This is a genomic window from Pseudomonas fluorescens (assembly GCF_041354075.1).
Taxonomy (GTDB): Bacteria; Pseudomonadota; Gammaproteobacteria; order Pseudomonadales; family Pseudomonadaceae; genus Aquipseudomonas; species Aquipseudomonas fluorescens_CE.
Genome location: NZ_JARZGC010000018.1, coordinates 52,852 through 70,793, shown reverse-complemented (window position 1 = coordinate 70,793; position 17,942 = coordinate 52,852). Strand labels below are relative to the sequence as shown.

20 protein-coding genes are annotated in these 17,942 nt (G+C 61.7%); 7 read left to right on the top strand and 13 right to left on the bottom strand.

The features are described 5' to 3' along the window. Window positions 1-129 precede the first annotated feature (129 nt). Entirely contained in the window at window positions 130-450 is a 321-nt protein-coding gene (locus QIW53_RS20480; RefSeq protein ID WP_371051448.1) for a transcriptional regulator, read from the top strand. 71 nt (window positions 451-521) lie between these two features. Next, window positions 522-1,412, top strand: coding sequence for a pseudouridine synthase (locus tag QIW53_RS20475; RefSeq protein ID WP_371051447.1), 891 nt, complete (start codon window positions 522-524; stop codon window positions 1,410-1,412). Window positions 1,413-1,473: 61 nt separating this feature from the next. On the opposite strand, the gene QIW53_RS20470 is transcribed toward QIW53_RS20475, so the two are convergent. Further along, window positions 1,474-1,695, bottom strand: coding sequence for a YgdI/YgdR family lipoprotein (locus tag QIW53_RS20470; RefSeq protein WP_192306261.1), 222 nt, complete (start codon window positions 1,693-1,695; stop codon window positions 1,474-1,476). 71 nt (window positions 1,696-1,766) lie between these two features. After that, window positions 1,767-2,375 (bottom strand): molybdenum cofactor guanylyltransferase MobA, encoded by a 609-nt coding sequence (gene mobA / locus QIW53_RS20465; protein ID WP_371051446.1) that lies wholly within the window; start codon window positions 2,373-2,375, stop codon window positions 1,767-1,769. 81 nt (window positions 2,376-2,456) lie between these two features. Between mobA and moaB the strand changes: the two genes are divergently transcribed. Both moaB and QIW53_RS20455 read left to right on the top strand, forming a co-directional pair. Beyond that, window positions 2,457-2,996 carry a molybdenum cofactor biosynthesis protein B gene (gene moaB, locus QIW53_RS20460; RefSeq protein WP_371051445.1) on the top strand — a complete coding sequence of 180 codons (540 nt, stop codon included), beginning with the start codon at window positions 2,457-2,459 and terminating at the stop codon, window positions 2,994-2,996. Window positions 2,997-3,018: 22 nt separating this feature from the next. Next, window positions 3,019-4,206: a molybdopterin molybdotransferase MoeA gene (locus QIW53_RS20455; RefSeq protein WP_371051487.1), complete on the top strand. Its 1,188-nt coding sequence runs from the start codon at window positions 3,019-3,021 to the stop codon at window positions 4,204-4,206. A 57-nt stretch (window positions 4,207-4,263) separates the two neighbouring features. On the opposite strand, the gene QIW53_RS20450 is transcribed toward QIW53_RS20455, so the two are convergent. Continuing rightward, window positions 4,264-4,572 (bottom strand): hypothetical protein, encoded by a 309-nt coding sequence (locus QIW53_RS20450; protein WP_371051444.1) that lies wholly within the window; start codon window positions 4,570-4,572, stop codon window positions 4,264-4,266. 224 nt (window positions 4,573-4,796) lie between these two features. Here QIW53_RS20450 and yegS point away from each other — a divergent pair, with 224 nt between their 5' ends. Continuing rightward, window positions 4,797-5,714 carry a lipid kinase YegS gene (yegS, locus tag QIW53_RS20445; protein ID WP_371051443.1) on the top strand — a complete coding sequence of 306 codons (918 nt, stop codon included), beginning with the start codon at window positions 4,797-4,799 and terminating at the stop codon, window positions 5,712-5,714. On the opposite strand, the gene QIW53_RS20440 is transcribed toward yegS, so the two are convergent. The 3 genes from QIW53_RS20440 to QIW53_RS20430 form a co-directional block, all read right to left on the bottom strand. Beyond that, a complete protein-coding gene (locus QIW53_RS20440; RefSeq protein ID WP_371051442.1) occupies window positions 5,698-6,357 on the bottom strand; it encodes a response regulator in 660 nt (219 codons plus the stop codon). The two genes, yegS and QIW53_RS20440, sit on opposite strands and share 17 nt — an antisense overlap. Next, window positions 6,354-7,247 (bottom strand): sensor histidine kinase, encoded by an 894-nt coding sequence (locus QIW53_RS20435; RefSeq protein WP_371051486.1) that lies wholly within the window; start codon window positions 7,245-7,247, stop codon window positions 6,354-6,356. The genes QIW53_RS20440 and QIW53_RS20435 overlap by 4 nt, the downstream gene beginning before the upstream one ends. Window positions 7,248-7,594: 347 nt before the next feature. Next, window positions 7,595-8,056 (bottom strand): hypothetical protein, encoded by a 462-nt coding sequence (locus QIW53_RS20430; RefSeq protein WP_371051441.1) that lies wholly within the window; start codon window positions 8,054-8,056, stop codon window positions 7,595-7,597. A 457-nt stretch (window positions 8,057-8,513) separates the two neighbouring features. Between QIW53_RS20430 and QIW53_RS20425 the strand changes: the two genes are divergently transcribed. Both QIW53_RS20425 and QIW53_RS20420 read left to right on the top strand, forming a co-directional pair. Beyond that, complete coding sequence (locus QIW53_RS20425) at window positions 8,514-9,449, top strand: chemotaxis protein CheV (RefSeq protein ID WP_371051440.1); 936 nt, start codon at window positions 8,514-8,516, stop codon at window positions 9,447-9,449. Between the two features lie 104 nt (window positions 9,450-9,553). Beyond that, complete coding sequence (locus QIW53_RS20420; protein ID WP_371051439.1) at window positions 9,554-10,360, top strand: MOSC domain-containing protein; 807 nt, start codon at window positions 9,554-9,556, stop codon at window positions 10,358-10,360. 69 nt (window positions 10,361-10,429) lie between these two features. Here the strand turns inward: QIW53_RS20420 and ppnP are convergent, their stop codons facing one another. The 7 genes from ppnP to QIW53_RS20385 form a co-directional block, all read right to left on the bottom strand. Further along, window positions 10,430-10,714, bottom strand: a complete 285-nt coding sequence (gene ppnP / locus QIW53_RS20415) for a pyrimidine/purine nucleoside phosphorylase (protein ID WP_192306278.1) — start codon at window positions 10,712-10,714, stop codon at window positions 10,430-10,432. A gap of 69 nt (window positions 10,715-10,783) precedes the next feature. Beyond that, window positions 10,784-11,326: an exonuclease domain-containing protein gene (locus tag QIW53_RS20410; RefSeq protein WP_371051438.1), complete on the bottom strand. Its 543-nt coding sequence runs from the start codon at window positions 11,324-11,326 to the stop codon at window positions 10,784-10,786. Between the two features lie 70 nt (window positions 11,327-11,396). Further along, on the bottom strand, window positions 11,397-13,358 hold the full coding sequence (locus QIW53_RS20405) for an acetyl/propionyl/methylcrotonyl-CoA carboxylase subunit alpha (protein ID WP_371051437.1): 1,962 nt from the start codon (window positions 13,356-13,358) through the stop codon (window positions 11,397-11,399). Between the two features lie 111 nt (window positions 13,359-13,469). Beyond that, the gene (locus tag QIW53_RS20400; protein WP_371051436.1) at window positions 13,470-14,267 is read right to left on the bottom strand and encodes an enoyl-CoA hydratase/isomerase family protein; all 798 of its coding nucleotides are present in this window, start codon (window positions 14,265-14,267) and stop codon (window positions 13,470-13,472) included. Beyond that, window positions 14,264-15,421, bottom strand: coding sequence for a citronellyl-CoA dehydrogenase (atuD, locus tag QIW53_RS20395; RefSeq protein ID WP_371051435.1), 1,158 nt, complete (start codon window positions 15,419-15,421; stop codon window positions 14,264-14,266). The genes QIW53_RS20400 and atuD overlap by 4 nt, the downstream gene beginning before the upstream one ends. 24 nt (window positions 15,422-15,445) lie before the next feature. Further along, entirely contained in the window at window positions 15,446-17,062 is a 1,617-nt protein-coding gene (atuC, locus tag QIW53_RS20390; RefSeq protein WP_371051434.1) for a geranyl-CoA carboxylase subunit beta, read from the bottom strand. 3 nt (window positions 17,063-17,065) lie between these two features. Beyond that, complete coding sequence (locus tag QIW53_RS20385) at window positions 17,066-17,935, bottom strand: SDR family oxidoreductase (RefSeq protein ID WP_371051433.1); 870 nt, start codon at window positions 17,933-17,935, stop codon at window positions 17,066-17,068. Between the last annotated feature and the right edge of the window lie 7 nt (window positions 17,936-17,942).

Below are 17,942 nucleotides of genomic sequence, written 5' to 3'. Positions count from 1 at the left end.
CAGGTGCGCCAGCATTGGCGAAGCTCGGGTTATTCGGTTACTGTATGTTCATACAGTTAACCGGATCGCCTGTCCTGTTCATGACCTTGCGGTTCTGGACAGGCAATCGCGCAAGTCAGAGGATGCACCTTGGTCAATGTCGAACAACTGAAGAACAGCGTTAACCTGATGTCGGTGGACGTCGTGCGTGAGGCCGTCAGCGAATTGCGCCTGGACGGCCTGGTTACCGAAGGCAAGACACCGTTCAACAAATTGCATTTCAACACCTGTTTTGCCGAGATCGAAGCGCTGTTCCAGCGAGCGGGCTATCACCGCCAACTGGACGTCGTGGGGTATCAGGGGTTGTTGTATGCACTTTATGACCCGGTGCGCTGGGAAGCGGTGGATGTGCTGCGCTGGCTCAAGGAGTACACCGAAGCCGCTGCCAGCAGCCACTCGATCCCGGCCTGAGGATTCTCTTCTAGGCTCGAATCGGGCACTGCTGGATAATGCACGCCTGCATTGAGAGTCAGAGCGCCTGTATGTCCACTTCAGCATTTTCCGCCGCCCACAACCAGGCCAGTACCCTTTATCTGCCGCCCGGGTCGTGGCAGACCGTACTCGATTGCCTGTGTGAGCATTTCAGCGCCATCGGTCGCGAGCAATGGCTGGACAGGATTGCCCGAGGGCGCGTCCTTGACGGCAATGGCGTGCCTATTGCCCTTGACCTGGCCTACCGGGAAGGTTTGCGGATCCATTATTTTCGCGAAGTGCCGGACGAGAAGCCCATCCCGGTGGTCGAGTCGATCCTGTATGCCGACGAGCATCTGGTGGTCGCCGACAAACCGCATTTCCTGCCCGTAACCCCGGCGGGCGAGTACGTGGAGCAGACACTGCTGCGGCGACTGATCCGTCGCCTGGATAATCCGCACCTCGTGCCTCTGCATCGCATCGACCGGCATACGGCGGGGCTGGTGTTGTTTTCCGCCAACCCCGGGAGCCGTTCCGCCTACCAATCGTTGTTTCCCACCCGACAGATCGAAAAGCGCTACGAGGCCATTGCCCGGGCGTTGCCGGAATTGAGTTTCCCCCTGACTCACAAAAGCCGGCTGGTCGATGGCGAACCTTTTTTCCGCATGCAGGAGGGCCCCGGCGCCTGCAACAGCGAGACGGCTGTCGAAGTTCGGGAGAGGAACGGTGACCTCTGGCGTTATGCCCTGTACCCGGTGACGGGCAAAAAACATCAGTTGCGTGTGCACATGACGGCCCTGGGAGCCAGTATCTGCAATGACCCGTTCTATCCGCACGTGCTCACGGATGCCCCGGACGACTATGCCAACCCCCTGAAGCTGCTCGCCCAGGGCCTGCGGTTTACGGACCCGGTGACCGGCGAGCAACGGGATTTTGAAAGCACGCTGACCCTGTCATGGTGAGCCGCGTTTTTTTTCAGGCATGAAAAAGCCCGCGTGAAGCGGGCTTTTGCGTATCGGGCTCTTACAGCTCTTTGACGGTACGAACCTGATCCTTGTTGACGCGGGTCTGCTTGCCGTCCAGTTGTTCGAACTCGTAGAAACCGGCTTCGTCGTCATACTTCGGGGTGTCGACGGCCTGGATTTCGCGACCGTCATTCAAGGTGATCACAGTAGGCGATGCGCAACCGGCCAGAGTCGCGAGGCCCAGTGCGAGCATGCAAGTGGCGAGGGTCCGTTGAGTCATGAGTGTATCTCCGATGGGAATTCTTCTGGGTACTGTGGGTGAGACGTATACAACGCGCGCAAGTTCCTTGGCTAGTGCCACTCCGACGCATTGATCGGGACATCGAGCAACTGCGGCGTATTGAGGTTGGCCAGGCGCGGATCGTTGTCCGGGCACTGCAAGGCGGTTGCGCCCAGTTTGCGCATGATGCGTCCGGGGCTGCGCTCACCGTCCTGCCAGGCACTTTCGAACGTGTCGCGCAGTGCCACCGGAATCACGCTGAGCAAGGGTTCCCAATGTTCCCCGTGGCGCAGCATCAAGGGTTGCTCAGGGTGCTGGCTAGCGGTTTCAAGCATGTTGCGCAACAGTGCGGTGTCAACGCGTGGCACGTCGCAGGGCAAGACCATCAGGAAGCGATGGTGAGCGACCTGCAAACCGGCACGAATGCCGGCCAATGGCCCGGGAAATTCGCTCTCGTCATCATGAACCAACCGGTCGGCATAGGGCGCGTACTTATCCAGATTCCTGTTGCAGGAGATGATCAGGTCATCGGTCAGCGGCCGGGTCTTGCGTTGAAGGTGGGCGATCAAGGGTTCGCCTTGCCACTCGATCAAGCCCTTGTCGCGACCGCCCATGCGTTGGCCGCGTCCGCCTGCCAGCAGCAGAATGGAGCAGGGCGGTAACGGTGTATTCGAGCTCATGGCAGGTCTCCATGGGAGCGGCAAAAAAAGAGGGCGCTGTGATATAACACCGGGCTGTTTCTCCTACAACTGGATGAGCCTATGAAAGCCAAGGCTGAAGTACCTTTTGCGCCGCTCAATATCGCGGTGTTGACGGTCAGCGACACTCGCACCCTGGAAACCGATACCTCGGGCCAGGTTTTCGTCGATCGCTTGAGCGCTGCCGGGCACAACCTGGCCGCCCGGGTTCTGCTCAAAGATGACCTCTACAAAATTCGTGCGCAAGTTGCCAACTGGATTGCCGACGATGTTGTTCAGGTGGTGCTGATCACCGGTGGCACCGGCTTCACCGGACGCGACAGCACGCCCGAGGCCGTCAGTTGCCTGCTGGACAAGCAGGTTGATGGTTTTGGTGAACTGTTCCGCCAGATATCGGTAGCGGACATCGGCACTTCCACCGTTCAATCCCGGGCCCTGGCCGGTCTCGCCAACGGCACGCTGGTGTGCTGCCTGCCGGGTTCGACCAATGCGGTGCGCACCGGGTGGGACGGCATTCTTGCCGAGCAACTGGATTCCCGGCACCGTCCGTGCAATTTCGTGCCTCATCTGAAACAGGCGGCGCCTTGTGAATCCCGTGGGTAAGCCAGGCAAGACCGGCAGTCTGATGGCGCTCGAAGTGGCACAGGCGCGCTTGCTGGACATGGCTGCGTCCTCCCTGATCATCGAGCGTGAATGCTTGCCACTGGCCCAGGTGCAGGGGCGCGTGCTGGCCGATGACCTGCTCTCGACGCTCGATCTGCCGCCATGGCCCAACAGTGCAATGGATGGTTACGCCTTGCGCGCGGCGGACTGGAAGGGAGAGCCGCTGCCGGTCAGCCAGAAGATTTTCGCGGGGAATGCTCCGCAGCCCCTGATCCCAGGCACTTGCGCGCGAATCTTCACGGGCGCTCCTGTCCCGGCAGGCGCCGACTGTGTCGAGATGCAGGAAAACGCCGAGGTGCTGGCCGATGACCGTGTCCGGTTCACCGAGGCATTGGCGCCGGGGCAAAACATTCGTCCACAGGGCCAGGAAGCCACGGCCGGCGAGCTGATTCTGGCGGCGGGCACACGCCTGGGGTCGATCGAGCAGGGGCTGGCGGCGTCTCTGGGCTGTGCGGAACTGGAGGTGATTCGCAAGGTTCGCGTTGCGGTGCTGTCCACGGGCGATGAGTTGATCGAGCCGGGGCAGGCCCTGGGCCCCGGGCAGATCTACAACAGCAATCGAGTGCTGCTTTGCAGCTGGTTGCAGCGTTTGGGTTGTGAGGTGATCGACGCCGGCATTCTCCCCGACAACCTTGAGACGACGCGTGCCCGTCTGGGTGAGCTCAAGGATGTCGACCTGATTCTGTCGACCGGTGGCGTATCGGTGGGGGAGGCGGATTTCCTGGGCATCGTCCTGCGGGAAGAGGGCGAGCTCACCCTGTGGAAACTCGCGATCAAGCCGGGCAAACCGCTGACCTTCGGGCATTTTCGCGGCGTGCCGGTGATCGGCTTGCCCGGTAATCCGGCCTCGACCCTGGTTACCTTTGCGCTGTTGGCGAGGCCCTATCTCTTGCGCCGCCAAGGTGTTACCGCGCTAGAACCCTTGAAGTTTCAGGTGCCAGCAGGGTTTGCCTGGCCCAAGGCCGGCCAGCGACGCGAATATCTGCGCGGGCGTCTGGAGAACGGTCGGGCAATCATCTACACAAACCAGAGCTCGGGCGTTTTGCGCAGCGCCGCATGGGCTGATGGACTTGTGGAGGTGCTGGAGGGGCGCACGCTGGTGGAAGGTGACAGCGTTGGCTTCATTCCGCTGAGTGAAATGCTGGGCTGACGCCTGTCGTATGCAAACCCGGTTAATCGAACCGGGTTTGCCTTGCCGGGTTGCCACTCAATGAACGACCAGGGCAACCAGTTGATCGAAGCGGCTGTTGGCGATCCATCCGAGCAGGCCGAGCACCACGGCTGTTCCGCCGGCGGAATAGGCGAGCCTGTGCTTGATGGACCTGACGTCGCACCGGACTTCCTCCATGTCTCTGCGGATGTATTCAAGGTGCGTTTCCAGCTCGACGACACGAGGGTCCATATCGACTTCTCCAGTGGGTTGGGCTGCGGTTTTGCGTTCGGTTTGATAATTGGCTCGTCTTTCTGCGAGCGGTGAGACCGGAGTGGCCGGCGCAAGGGTGTCAAGACTTTGCATGGTACGTCCTTGTAGTGCGGGTGATGACGATTCAACTTGATTGCCAAGGTGTACCAATCAACTGGGCGGGTCAATTAAGCCGATTCCTCACGTTTTGTAAGAAAAAATCCCGCCTTGTAGGACCTCCCCAGCGTTCGTCTTGAAATAATTCATTTTTTTGCGACTTTTATGCCGTGCGGTGCGGTCACATTTCCATACGTATTTCACTGATGGGAGCGAGCACGATGGGCGAACGCAAGGCACTGTTGATTCTGCACGGCAAACAGGCGCTCAACGAGGAGGTCCGGGCGGCGGTCGAGGACCGGCGTGCACAGGGCTGGGAGCTGGCTGTGCGCCTGACCTGGGAGGCCGGCGACGCCCAGCGCTGTGTGGATGAAGCGCTGGCGGCAGGCTACGAGCGGATCATTGCCGGCGGTGGCGACGGGACATTGCGCGACATTGCCGAGGCCATGGCCGCGCATTCGACTCAGGCCAGCCTGGTGCTGATGCCACTCGGAACCGCCAACGACTTCGCTCGCGCCGCCGGTGTGCCGCTCGAGCCGGCCCAGGCCCTGGACCTTCTGGATGCCGAACCGCGTGCCATCGATCTTGGCGAGGTGGGCGGGCAGGTGTTCCTCAACATGGCCACGGGTGGCTTTGGCAGCCAGGTGACCGCGAACACCTCCGAGGATTTGAAGAAAGTGCTGGGCGGGGCGGCGTACCTGTTCACCGGACTGACACGCTTCAGTGAACTGCATGCGGCCTATGGCGAACTCAGTGGCCCGGATTTTCACTGGAGTGGGGAATTGCTGGCCCTGGGCATTGGCAATGGTCGTCAGGCGGGTGGCGGGCATGAGCTGTGTCCGCAGGCGCTGGCGGACGACGGTCTGCTGGATATCAGCATCCTGCCGGCCCCCCAGGAAGTGGTGGGTACGTTGAAAAGCCTGCTCGCCGATGGCTTCGGCATGGACAGTCTGTTTGTCCGTGCGCGCTTGCCATGGGTCGAAATCAAGGTGGCGGAGGGTCTGTACATCAACCTCGATGGCGAGCCTCTGGAGGGCGACAGCCTGCGCTTCTCGGCCCGTCCGGCGGCACTGCGGGTGCATTTGCCGGAGGACTCGCCGTTACTCGGTCAGTCGCCGGCGATCAGTCATCCAGGCTGATGATCTGCTCGCGCACAGCGAACAGCACCAGGCCGGCCACGTCGTAGATCTGCAGGCGTTTCATGACTTGCGAGCGATGGGTTTCAACGGTCTTGATGCTCAGACCCAGACCGTTGGCGATTTCCCGGGTGGATTTACCGCGCACGATCAACCGCAGGATCTCCAACTGGCGCGCCGTCAGGTTGTGGGAATCGGCGGGTTCGGGCTGCTGCTTCTGGTTTCGGGTCAGCGCCTGGTTGATGACGGTATGGGCGATGGCCGGGCTGAGGTAGCGTTCGTTGCTGCGCAGGGCCGTCAGTGCATGTTCGAGCTCGGTGGCCGTGGTGTCCTTGAGCAGGTAACCATGGGCGCCGGATTCCAGCGCCTGCATGATCAGCGCCGGGTCGGTGTGCATCGACAGGATCAGCACTTTGCTTTGCGGATGCAGACGCTTGAGCCGCTGCAAGGCTTCCAGGCCGCCCGTCTGCTTCATCGAAATGTCCAGCAGTACGATGTCCGGGGTCAGTTGCTCGAACATCTCCAGCAACTGCGAGCCGTCGTTGGCTTCACCGATTACCGCGTAGCCAGGAATATCCAGCACCAGGGCGCGCACGCCAGCCCTGATCAGCGAGTGGTCATCCACCAGAAGTAAATTACAAGTCAATGCATAACCTTATGGGTACTGGCCCGTTCCAGCGCGCGTGGCGCCCAGGGGAAGAGAGCTTCGATTTGAGTGCCTTTGCCTGGCTCGCTGGTCACACGCAGCGTGCCTCCCAATTGGTCGATCCGTTCCGACATTCCGGCCATCCCGCGCTGTCCTTCGCGTCCCGGGTCTGATGCAGGGGCGAACCCCAGGCCATCATCGCTGATCGACAGCATCAGCCCCTGAGGCTGGCGCTGCACGCGAACCAGAAGATTCTTCGCCTCGGCATGACGCAGGATGTTGGTGACCGCTTCCTGAGTGATCCTGAACGCCGCCAGGGCCATTTCTTCCGGGATCCCGGTCAGGCGCGAGTGGCATTCCAGGCTCCAGTTCACCGGCGTATTGGCCAGGGTCTTGAGCAGGTGCGCACGCAGGCTGGCTTCCAGTCCCAGGCTGGTCAACTGCCTGGGGTTGAGAATGGCCGATACATCCCGGACTTTGTTCAGGGTTTCGTCCAGGGTATCGCACAGCACGGCACACTGTTCCTGCAGTTCTTCAGGCATTCGGCGCTTGAGCCACTGGCCTTGAAGTTTCGCGGCTGTGAGCAATTGGCCGATATCGTCATGCAGCTCGCGACTCAGTCGGTGACGCTCATTTTCCTGAACCTTCAACAGCCGGTCAGCCAACTCCTGGGGTTCGAATTTTATCGACTTGCGCGAAACACGATATTGCACCAGCACGGCAGTAAGAGCCGCCATGTTGAGCAAGAGCAGACTGAGCGGCAGGTGGGTGGACAGGCAAAAGACAGCCAGGTTTCCAAGGGTCGAGCAGGCGCACAGCAACAGGGTGAACCGGCGTGCGTTTTTTCCGGAGAGAGGCCAAGAGATAATTGACTTGAGGCTGGCGTACATAACGGATGGAGCCAATGGATGTTCGCTGCGGGCAGACAGGTCGAGTTGTCGACGAGTCTCTGTCTGGGTCACTTTTTGCCATTAATCGACTTCAATTAATGGCCGGCATAATACCACTTAAGATACCGTTGGTCGCGTTTGGAAAATATGTCCGAACAGTCAGGAAATAGCCAGGTAGGACGTTAGTTCCACAAAGGGGAATAGTGTCTTGCAGATGGGTTTTTTGTATCGAATGTTCGTAGACGCAACAGGCAAGCGAAGTGTGCAAGTGCATTCAAGTAGCCGGCAGTGATCCTGGCAAAAGAATACTGGCCACTGCGTAGTTGGCAGAAAATGCAAACTCGGCGTTATGAAAAAGAAGAAATAAGCCTGAGCGGTTTTGCGTGAGCGGGCGGATGGAACTGGCTTTGTCCGACCTGAAAGGCAAAAGCTTCTATGAGTGAAGTCTGTTCGCTATCATCCAGACAAAGTTGCCCGGTCCTCTGATCGATCAGTTCCAGTTGCCAGGCCATCAGCGTGAAGCAGTCTTTCAACGCTACCAGCGCCTGAGCATGCAGGTCCATGCGTTGCTGGGCATGATTGAGCAGGCCGTGGATATGCAACGAGAATTCCGAAACGGCGACCAGGGCAAGCGCATCCGCCTTGCTGGCCAGTTTCAGCAGGGTGCTCATCATGCATTCGATGGCATCCTTGTCGTTGCTGATCAATTGCAAGTGACTCAGGCACTCCTCGGATTTGGCCAGGAGGGTTTCTGCCTCGACGAGAAATTCCGGGAGCCGCTGGGCCCACTCTTTACGGTCGTTCGGCATGCTTATCTCCACAACTTCATGTCAAGTGAGGGCGTGTCGTGTGTATTGACGGGGAATGTCCGGAGCCGATGTCGGTCTGGTGTGAGCGCAGGTTCCCGCCGACGTGAATGCAGGCAGGGAAACTCGAGAGGGTGGAAGGCCACTGAGCTGCGATCGCACACAAAAGCCTGACTCCATTCATGCAATGAGAATGGCGTCACATTAATGGCTATTGGATATTGCGAATATCAGGTTAGGCCTGATTGTTACTCAGGGATTCCCTTACGCAGGGGAACCTAACGTGCGAACTGTGGTCGCGCGACGGGGATTGCAGCGGATGAATTGAGGGTCTTAGTAAACCATGATGTTAATGTGATATCAATGCGCCTGGTAGCATTTTGTTCGGGGGTCAAGCTCCGGTAAAAACAGCCGATAACCCTCTTTAGTGAATTCATCAGAACAAGCCCAGGAGTCATTGATGGCCGGCATTCTCGACACGGTAGACCAACGCACGCAACTGGTGGGTGAGAATCGCCTGGAAATTCTCATGTTCCGACTGGCGGGACGGCAACTGTTCGCCATCAACGTGTTCAAGGTCCAGGAAGTGTTGCAACTGCCGAAGCTGACCCTGATGCCACAGCGTCACCCCTTCGTCTGTGGTGTGGTCAACCTGCGTGGCCAGACCCTGCCGGTGATTGACCTGTCCCAGGCCATCGGCATGCGTCCGTTGGTGCCCAGCCCGACCAGTACGATCATCGTTACCGAGTACAACCGTTCAGTGCAGGCATTCCTGGTCGGTGGCGTGGACCGCATCGTCAACATGAACTGGGAAGCCATTCTGCCGCCACCGAGCAGCGCTGGCCGCCAGCATTACCTGACCGCGATCAGCAAGGTCGACGATCAACTGGTGGAAATCATCGACGTCGAAAAAGTATTGGCTGAAATCGTCCCGTACAACGCCAAGGTGTCGCGCGACAAACTCGAGGATCCGGTCCTGGAGCGCGCCCGTGGCCGCGAAGTGTTGCTGGTGGACGACTCCAATGTGGCCCTTTCGCAGTTGCGCGACACCCTCGGCCAGTTGGGGGTGAAGATGCACATCGCCAGCGATGGCCTGAAGGCGTTGAACATGCTCAAGGGCTGGGCCGATACCGGCGTCAACATGACCGACAAGCTGTTGATGGTCTTTACCGACGCCGAGATGCCGGAAATGGACGGCTATCGCCTGACCACCGAGATCCGCAACGACCCCCGTCTGCGCGGCCTCTACGTGGTGCTGCACACATCGTTGTCGGGCAGTTTCAACGACTCGATGGTGAAGAAGGTCGGCTGCGACAACTTCCTCTCCAAATTCCAGCCGGACAAACTGGTCGACGTGGTGCGCCAGCGCCTGATGCTCGACGCCGTGCCCGCCTGAGAAGGAGGCAAGGGCTGCGCACAGATTTGATGTGCATGCGCAGCCTTTGATTCAAGCCGCCAGCTCGTATAGGGTGGCGCTTTTGACCATCTGGGGAGCTGGACATGCTGCGTCTGAGCGCGCTTTATCGTTTTCCGTTGAAGTCCGGCAAGGGCGAGATCCTCAATCAGGTCAGCCTCGACAAGCTGGGGCTGGACGGGGATCGACGCTGGATGCTGGTGGACGAGGCCAGCGGGCGTTTCCTGACCCAGCGTGCGGTGGCGCAGATGAGTCAGTTGTCGGCGTTGTGGAATGCCCGGGGCGGCTTGATCCTCAGCGCGCCGGGCCACCCGGCGATCGATGTCGCCCTGCCGGCAGATGACGCGCAGATGCGGGGCGTGACCATCTGGCGCGACACCTTGCGCGTACCCGATGCCGGTGACGAGGCGGCAGCCTGGGTCAGCCAGTTCATCGGCAAACCGACTCGCCTGGTGCAGATGCCGCTGGACCGCGCACGCACCACGCAGGCAGGCTTCGGCAAGGACGATGATCAAGTGGCCTTCGCCGATGGTTTCCCGTTGTTGCTGATCGGCCAGGCATCGCTGGACGACCTGTCGCAGCAGGTGGGGCGCCCGATGGAGATGCTGCGCTTCCGGCCGAATCTGGTCATCGAGGGCGCCGAGGCGTTCGCTGAGGACAACTGGAAGCGGATCCGCATTGGCGATGTCGAGTTCCGCGTGGTCAAGCCATGTTCGCGTTGCATCCTGACCACAATCGATCCACAGACCGGCGTGCGCAGCGACGACCGTGAACCCTTCGCGACCTTGCAGAAATACCGTGCCCGTGAAGAAGGGGCGATGTTCGGCCAGAACCTGGTCAACGACGGTGACGGTCAACTCGAAGTCGGCATGCCGGTGACCGTGCTGGAGTAAATGCGCCTGAATGAAAAATGCCCGTGTCCTGGGACACGGGCATTTTTGTATGCGCTTGAAATCGCAGGGTCAGCCGCGGTATTCGCACAGGTAAGCGGTATCGACGGCCACTTTCAACTGGAACTTGCTGTTGGCGGGCACGTTGAACTGGCTGCCGGCGTCGAAGGTTTCCCAGTCGCTGCTGTCTGGCAGCTTGACGGTGAGGGCGCCGCTGACCACGTGCATGATTTCCCGTTGGCTGGTGCCGAATTCGTATTCGCCCGGTGCCATGACGCCGATGGTCGCCGGACCTTCAGCGGTGCCGAACGCGATCGACTTGACGGTGCCGTCGAAGTATTCGTTGACTTTGAACATGGGCGATTCCTCGAAAAGGGCTGAAAAAGGCCGGCCAGTATGCACAAGGCCCCTGGCCGCGTCACCTCTCTAGAGGGGCAGAATCAGCGGTAACAGACGTGCTGTATTGCGCGCATCTTCCAGCGCTCGGTGCTGCTGGCCGTTGAACTGCAGTCCCGCCAGTTGCAACGCGCCGTTGAGGCCCAGCGGGCGGTCCAGCCTTCTGGCCTTGGCAAACCGCTGCTTGAGGTTGATGTGGGGTACGCGGCTCAGCTGGCTGTCGAGTTGCAGGCGCTGCCATTCCTGAACCAGTTGCTTGCGGTCGTAGTCGCCCCAACTGGCCCAGCCTTCAAGCCGTGCGTGATGTTGGCCGAGCCAGCGTTCGAACGATGGCCAGACCTCTGTCAAGGGTTGCGCGCTGTCGATGTTGGCCTGGGTGATGTGGGTCAGCTCCCGGCAAAACGCCGTGAGCAGCGGCCGCCGCAGCGGGCGCACGAATCGCTGGAAATGGTCCTGCTCGCGCCCCTGGCGATCCACCAGCGTGGCGCCGATTTCGATGATTTCCATTTCCGTGACCGGCCAACCGCCTTCATCGGTGGTGGCTTCCAGGTCAATGACCAGCCAATGAGGCATTGCAGGGTTCCTGATATCCGCGTGCTGATGCGCTTGAGCGTAGCCAAAGCCGACGCATCCGCCTAGCGGGTTATTCGACCTCCAGTAAAATCTGCCGGTTTTTCACCTGGTCGCCCACCCTGACCTGCAAGCGCTTGAGCACGCCATCAATGCCGGATTTCAGCGGATGCTCCATCTTCATGGCTTCGAGCACCACCAGCAATTGGCCTTTGCTCACCTGACTGCCTTCTGTCACCAGCACATCGACGATCGCCCCGTCCATCGGCGCCTTGAGCGTGCCGGAGCTGGCGCTGGCCTGACGGCTGACCTGCACCTGCGTGCGGTCCACCAGGCGCAGGCTGCCGGGGCGGGAAAACAGCCAGAGTTGTCCGTCTTCGAGGCGATAGGCATGGCGCTGGCGCAGGCCATCGATTTCCAGGGTGGCCCAGTGCCCGTCGCAGTGAATCACACTCAGGGCGAGCACCCGCGTGCCGACCTCGACACGATAAGGTTCACCCGCCACCGCGTTGAGCTGCACCGGCCAGTCCTGATCCTCGACACCGATGCGGTACTGCAGCGGCACGCTGGCGTTGTTGCGCCAACCGGCCCGGGCGCCGGAATGAGCCTGGGCCGAGGTGTGATGGAACAGCGCCGCCGCCGTCGCCAGTTCTTCGGCGCCGGGAACATGAGGGTGCAGGCACGGATGGTCGGCGAAATAGGTCGCAATGAAACCGGTGCTGAAGTTCCCGCTGATGAACTGCGGGTGGTCCAGCAGGCTGGCGAGCAGGCGCTGATTGCTCGGCAGGCCCAGCAGCACGCTGTCCTGCACCGCCCGCAGCAACTTGCGCCGGGCCTCTTCCCGGGTCGCGCCATGGGCAATGAGCTTGCCCAGCATCGGGTCATAGAACGGGCTGACGTGCTGTCCTTCGACCAGGCCATGATCGATGCGCACGCCGTTTTGCAGGGCCGGCTGCCAGGTGACGACGCGTCCGGTCTGCGGCAGGAATCCCTGGGTCGGGTCTTCGGCATACAGGCGCACTTCCATGGCGTGGCCGCTGAGTTGCACCTGCTCCTGGCGCAACGGCAGCGGCTGCCCCTGAGCGATGTGCAGTTGCCAGGCCACCAGGTCCAGGCCGGTGATCAGTTCGGTGACAGGATGCTCCACCTGCAACCGGGTGTTCATCTCCAGAAAGTAGAACTGCCCGCGCGCGTCCAGCAGAAACTCCACGGTGCCGGCGCCCACGTAGTTCACTGCTCGCCCGGCCTTGAGCGCCGCTTCGCCCATGGCCTCGCGCAGTTCGGCGGTCATCACCGGGCAGGGCGCTTCCTCGATGACTTTCTGGTGACGACGCTGGATCGAACAGTCGCGCTCACCGAGGTAGATCAGGTTGCCGTGCTGATCGCCGAACAGCTGGACTTCGACGTGGCGCGGATCGATCAGGGCTTGTTCGAGGATCAGTTCATCGCTGCCGAACCCATTCAAGGCTTCCGAGCGCGCGGTGCGAACCTGTGCCAGCAGGTCCGCGGCATCGTGCACCAGGCGCATGCCGCGCCCGCCACCGCCGGCGCTGGCCTTGATCATCAGCGGAAAGCCGATGCGTTCGGCTTCGCGGCTGAGCGTCGCGTCGTCCTGCTCGGCGCCCTGATAGCCCTTGATGCAGGGGACACCGGCGTCGAGCATGGCCAGTTTCGACAGGCGTTTGCTGCCCATCAGCTCGATGGCGTCGGGGCTCGGGCCGATGAAGGTGAGGCCGGCCTGCTGGCAGGCGCGAGCGAAGCCGGCGTTTTCCGAGAGAAAACCGTAACCGGGGTGGATCGCGTCGGCGCCGCTGCGGCGGGCGGCCTCGAGGATCGCCGCCGTGTTCAGATAGGATTGTTGCACCGGCGCCGGGCCGATGTTGACGGCTTCGTCGGCGATCTCGACGTGCAGGGCATCGGCATCGGCGTCGCTGAACACCGCGACGGTGCGATAGCCGAGGGCCTGAGCCGTACGCTGGATGCGGCAGGCAATTTCACCGCGATTGGCGATGAGGATTTTGGTGAATCCGGGCATTGGGCTGTTCCTCGAGTGTTGATGTTGCCGGTCAGGCCGTCATCGCGAGCAGGCTCGCTCCCACAGTGGCAACGCATTCAAGTGTGGGAGCGAGCCTGCTCGCGATGCCTTTCAACAGGACCACCCCGGCTTGCGCTTCTGCATGAAGGCTACGGTCCCCTCGGTCCCTTCCGCCCCGGTCACCGCCTCGGCGAACCACAGGGCCGCCTGATCCAGCAGCTCATCCGACGGCTGCGTCGCACTGGCCAGCAGCAGCTGCTTGGTCACCGCATTCGCCCCCGGCGCGCAGCACAGCACTTGGGCCAGGACTTCATCGAGGCGTTCGGCCAGGGCCTGGGGGTCCTGTTCGACGAAGTGCACCAGGCCCAGACGCAGCGCCTCGGTCCCATTGAATCGGGCGGCGGTCAGGGCCAGTCGGCGGGCCTGGGTCAAGCCGATACGCTGGACCACGAAAGGCGCGATCTGTGCGGGCAGCAGGCCGAGGCTGGTTTCCGGCAGGCCGAATTGCGCCTGATGATCGGCGATGGCGATGTCACTGACGCACGCCAGGCCGAATCCACCTCCAAGCACCGCCCCTTGCAGCACCGTCACCACCACTTGAGGTGCGTGTTGCACCGCTTGCAGCAGCGAGCCGAATGCGCGGTTCAAGTCGCGGTAAGCACCCGCGCCCCGGGCACGGGCACCGGCCATGTCCTTGATGTCGCCGCCGGCGCAGAAATGCCCGTCGGCGCCGCCAATCACCAGGGCGCGGATCGCCCGGTCATCACCGGTGGCCTCCAGCACCGACCGCAGCTCGTCGACCATTTGCAGGCTCATGGCATTGCGGCTCTGCGGACGGTTGAGGGTGATGTGCAGCACGCCGTTGTGCAGCTCGAGCAACAACGTCTGGCAAACCGGCAGGGCGCTCATTTCTTTTTCCCCGGCAGGATGCCCATGAGTTTGCAGATGATCCCCAGCATGATCTCGTCGGCCCCGCCGCCGATGGAGACCAGCCGCACATCGCGGTACGCGCGGGCCACCGGGTTGTCCCACATGAAGCCCATGCCGCCCCAATACTGCAGACAGCTGTCGGTGACTTCCCGGCCCAATCGCCCGGCCTTGAGCTTGGCCATGGAGGCCAGGCGTGTGACGTCCTGGCCTCTGACGTATTGCTCGGTGGCCTGATAGACCAGCGCGCGCAGGCATTCGATTTCCGTTTGCAGTTCGGCCAGGCGGAAGTGAATGACCTGGTTGTCGATCAGCGCGCTGCCGAACGTCCTGCGCTCCTTGCAGTATTCGATGGTGCTGTCCACGCAGTATTCCAGGCCCTTGATCATGTTGGCCGCGCCGAACAGGCGTTCTTCCTGGAATTGCAGCATCTGCATCATGAACCCCGCGCCTTCATGACCGATGCGGTTGCGTTGCGGGACGCGCACGTTGTCGAAAAACACCTGGGCGGTTTCCGAACTGCGCATGCCGAGCTTGTCCAGATGCGAGCTGAGGCTGATGCCCGGGGTGTTCATCGGCACCATGATCAGCGACTTGTTGACGTGCGGCTTGTCATCCGAGGTGTTGGCCAGCAGGCAGATGAAATCGGCGCTTGGCGAGTTGGTGATCCACATTTTGCTGCCGTTGATCACGTAGTCGTCGCCGTCCTTGCGGGCGCTGGTCTTCAAACCGGCAACGTCGGAACCGGCACCGACCTCGGACACCCCGATGCAACCGACCTGCTCGCCGCTGATCGCCGGGCGCAGGAACTGCTCGCGCAATTCATCGGAGCCGAACCGCGCCAGCGCCGGGGTGCACATGTCAGTCTGCACGCCGATGGACATCGGGATTCCGCCGCAATGGATGGTGCCGAACTCTTCGGCGGCGACGATCGAATAGCTGTAGTCGAGGCCCATGCCGCCGAATTTTTCCGGTTTGGAAATCCCCAGCAAGCCGAGTTCACCGGCCTTGCGCAGGACCTCGTGAATGGGAAAACGCCCGGCCTTTTCCCATTCCTCGACGTGCGGGTTGATCTCGTGATCGACGAATTGGCGGACGGTACGGTGCAGTGCTTCGTGTTCCTGGGTGAAGATCATTTTTATTGTTCTCCTCTGGCCGGTTCAGAACCGGGCTACGCCAAAACTGTTGGTGTGCAGTGGCCGCACGTCGGCCTCATGACAGATGTCCAGCAAGTAACCGAGCAGGGTGCGGGTGTCTCGCGGGTCGATCAGGCCGTCGTCCCACAGGCTGGCGCTGCCGTACAGCGCGGTGGACTGACTGTCGAGTTTCTGCGCAGTGACCTGCTCCAGCATGTCGAGCATTTTCGGATCGGGTGTCAGCCCGTCCTTGAGTTGCTTGGCTTCGGTGACGATGCGCAGCACCTTGCCGGCCTGGGCGCCGCCCATCACCGCCGTGCGGCTGTTGGGCCAGGCAAAAATGAAGCGTGGGTCCAGGCCTCGACCGCACATCGCGTAGTTGCCGGCGCCGTAGGAGCCGCCGACCACGATGGTCAGTTTCGGCACCCGGGCATTGGCCACCGCCTGGATCATCTTGGCGCCGTGCTTGATCACCCCCTGTTGCTCGGACTCGGTGCCGACCATGAAACCGGTGGTGTTGTGGAAGAACAGCAGCGGTGTGCGGCTCTGGTCGCAGAGTTGAATGAACTGCGCGGCCTTGCTCGCGCCTTTGGGCGTGATCGGGCCATTGTTGCCGATGAAGCCGCAGGCGCGACCCTCGATCTGCAAGTGGCCGCAGACGGTCTGTTGATCGAACTCGCCCTTGAACTCGAGGAAGTTCGAACCGTCGGCGATCCGCGCGATGATTTCACGCACGTCGTAGGGTTTTTTCGGGTCGTCGGGAATCAGCCCCAGCAGTTCCTCGATCGGGTAGCGCGGCGGCTGCCACTGGCGTTCGGGCAACCAGGGCAACTGCTCGTTCCAGGCGAGCATCCCGACAATCTCGCGCACCTGGCGCACGCCATCGGCATCGTTTTCCGCCAGGTACTCGGCGGTGCCAGCGGTTTGCGCGTGCATTTCGGCGCCACCGAGTTCCTCATCGGTGGCCACTTCACCGGTGGCGGCCTTGAGCAACGGCGGCCCGGCGAGAAACAGCTTGGCCTTGCCGCGCACGACCACCACGTAATCCGAAAGCCCCGGTTGATAGGCCCCACCCGCCGTGGCCGAGCCGTGGACGACAGTGATTTGCGGCAGCCCCAGGGCCGACATCCGCGCCTGATTGGCAAAACTGCGCGCGCCTTCGACGAAAATCTCCGTCGCATAATTGAGGTTGGCACCACCGCTTTCGGCGAGGGTGATCACTGGCAGTTTGTTCTCCATGGCGATCTGTTGCAGGCGCAGGGACTTTTTCAAGCCACTGGGGGAAATCGTGCCGCCCTTGATCGCGCTGTTGTTGGCGATCACCAGGACCCGGGCGCCGGACACGTAGCCAATGCCGGCGATCAAGCCACCACCGGCCGAGCTGCCGTCCTTGTCGTCATGCAATTTGTAGCCCGCCAGGCTCGCCAATTCGAGAAACGGCGCGCCGGGGTCGAGCAGCAGGTTGAGGCGTTCGCGGGGCAGCAGTTGCCCGCGCTTGTCGAATTTGGGCTTGGCTTCGGCGGCCTTGTCCAGCAGGTTCTTTTCCAGCTGACGGATCTGTTCGACAGCGGCCAGCATGGCCGTGCAGTTGCGGGCAAACTGTTCGCTGAGCGGGTCGATGTGTGACTCGATCACTGGCATGACTTAGTCCTTGTCCTGAAGCACGTCTGGGAGACAGGCGCGGTGGAAGCCGTTATAGGATTCGCTGTGGGTCGCCTTGTGCAGCGGCCATGCCCGTCCGCCGAGGCTGGCGGCACCGTCGATGCGCAAGGTACTGCCGCTGATGAAGGCGGCGGCGGGGCTGAGCAGGAACACGATCGCCGCGCTGACTTCCGATTCGGTGCCGATGCGCTTGAGCGGCACGTGTTCGCGCAAGGTCGGAATCACTGCCTTGAACGCACCTTCGTAGGTGTCCATGCCGCTGGAGGCAATCCAGCCCGGCGCCACCGCATTGACCCGCACCCCGGCGTAACCCCATTCGAACGCCGCGGTCTTGGTCAGGTTATCCATGCCCGAGCGCGCCGCGCCGGAGTGGCCCATGCCGGGCATGCCGCCCCACATGTCGGCCAGCATGTTGACGATGGCGCCGCCGTGCTTGCTCATGGATTGGTTGAACACTTCCCGGGCCATCAGGAAACCGCCCACCAGATTGGTGCGCATCACGGTCTCGAACCCCTTCTGGTTGATCGCGGCCAGCGTCGACGGAAACTGGCCGCCGGCGTTGTTGACCAACCCATGGATCGGGCCGTGCTGGCGGATCAGCTCACTGACCAGTTGCCTGACCGCCTCTTCATCGCGGATGTCGCACGCCTGCCAATCGGCGCGACCGCCATCCTCGACAATTTCCGCCGCCACCGCTTCCAGCTTGGCAGCCTTGCGCCCCACCAGCAGCACGTGGGCGCCGAGGGCCGCCAGCTCATGGGCGGCGCAGCGACCGATGCCGCTGCCACCACCGGTGACGATGATGGTCTGGTCGGCGAACAGGTCGGCTTTGAAAACGGAATCGTAGGCCATGGCGGCA

Excerpts from the sequence above, each read along its gene's own strand:
- QIW53_RS20475 (WP_371051447.1), top strand. The coding sequence starts at position 522 with ATGTCCACTTCAGCATTTTCCGCCGCCCACAACCAGGCCAGTACCCTT.
- QIW53_RS20470 (WP_192306261.1), bottom strand. The coding sequence starts at position 1,695 with ATGACTCAACGGACCCTCGCCACTTGCATGCTCGCACTGGGCCTCGCG.
- mobA (WP_371051446.1), bottom strand. The coding sequence starts at position 2,375 with ATGAGCTCGAATACACCGTTACCGCCCTGCTCCATTCTGCTGCTGGCA.
- moaB (WP_371051445.1), top strand. The coding sequence starts at position 2,457 with ATGAAAGCCAAGGCTGAAGTACCTTTTGCGCCGCTCAATATCGCGGTG.
- QIW53_RS20455 (WP_371051487.1), top strand. The coding sequence starts at position 3,019 with ATGGCGCTCGAAGTGGCACAGGCGCGCTTGCTGGACATGGCTGCGTCC.
- QIW53_RS20450 (WP_371051444.1), bottom strand. The coding sequence starts at position 4,572 with ATGCAAAGTCTTGACACCCTTGCGCCGGCCACTCCGGTCTCACCGCTC.
- yegS (WP_371051443.1), top strand. The coding sequence starts at position 4,797 with ATGGGCGAACGCAAGGCACTGTTGATTCTGCACGGCAAACAGGCGCTC.
- QIW53_RS20435 (WP_371051486.1), bottom strand. The coding sequence starts at position 7,247 with ATGTACGCCAGCCTCAAGTCAATTATCTCTTGGCCTCTCTCCGGAAAA.
- QIW53_RS20430 (WP_371051441.1), bottom strand. The coding sequence starts at position 8,056 with ATGCCGAACGACCGTAAAGAGTGGGCCCAGCGGCTCCCGGAATTTCTC.
- QIW53_RS20425 (WP_371051440.1), top strand. The coding sequence starts at position 8,514 with ATGGCCGGCATTCTCGACACGGTAGACCAACGCACGCAACTGGTGGGT.
- QIW53_RS20420 (WP_371051439.1), top strand. The coding sequence starts at position 9,554 with ATGCTGCGTCTGAGCGCGCTTTATCGTTTTCCGTTGAAGTCCGGCAAG.
- ppnP (WP_192306278.1), bottom strand. The coding sequence starts at position 10,714 with ATGTTCAAAGTCAACGAATACTTCGACGGCACCGTCAAGTCGATCGCG.
- QIW53_RS20410 (WP_371051438.1), bottom strand. The coding sequence starts at position 11,326 with ATGCCTCATTGGCTGGTCATTGACCTGGAAGCCACCACCGATGAAGGC.
- QIW53_RS20405 (WP_371051437.1), bottom strand. The coding sequence starts at position 13,358 with ATGCCCGGATTCACCAAAATCCTCATCGCCAATCGCGGTGAAATTGCC.
- QIW53_RS20400 (WP_371051436.1), bottom strand. The coding sequence starts at position 14,267 with ATGAGCGCCCTGCCGGTTTGCCAGACGTTGTTGCTCGAGCTGCACAAC.
- atuD (WP_371051435.1), bottom strand. The coding sequence starts at position 15,421 with ATGATCTTCACCCAGGAACACGAAGCACTGCACCGTACCGTCCGCCAA.
- atuC (WP_371051434.1), bottom strand. The coding sequence starts at position 17,062 with ATGCCAGTGATCGAGTCACACATCGACCCGCTCAGCGAACAGTTTGCC.
- QIW53_RS20385 (WP_371051433.1), bottom strand. The coding sequence starts at position 17,935 with ATGGCCTACGATTCCGTTTTCAAAGCCGACCTGTTCGCCGACCAGACC.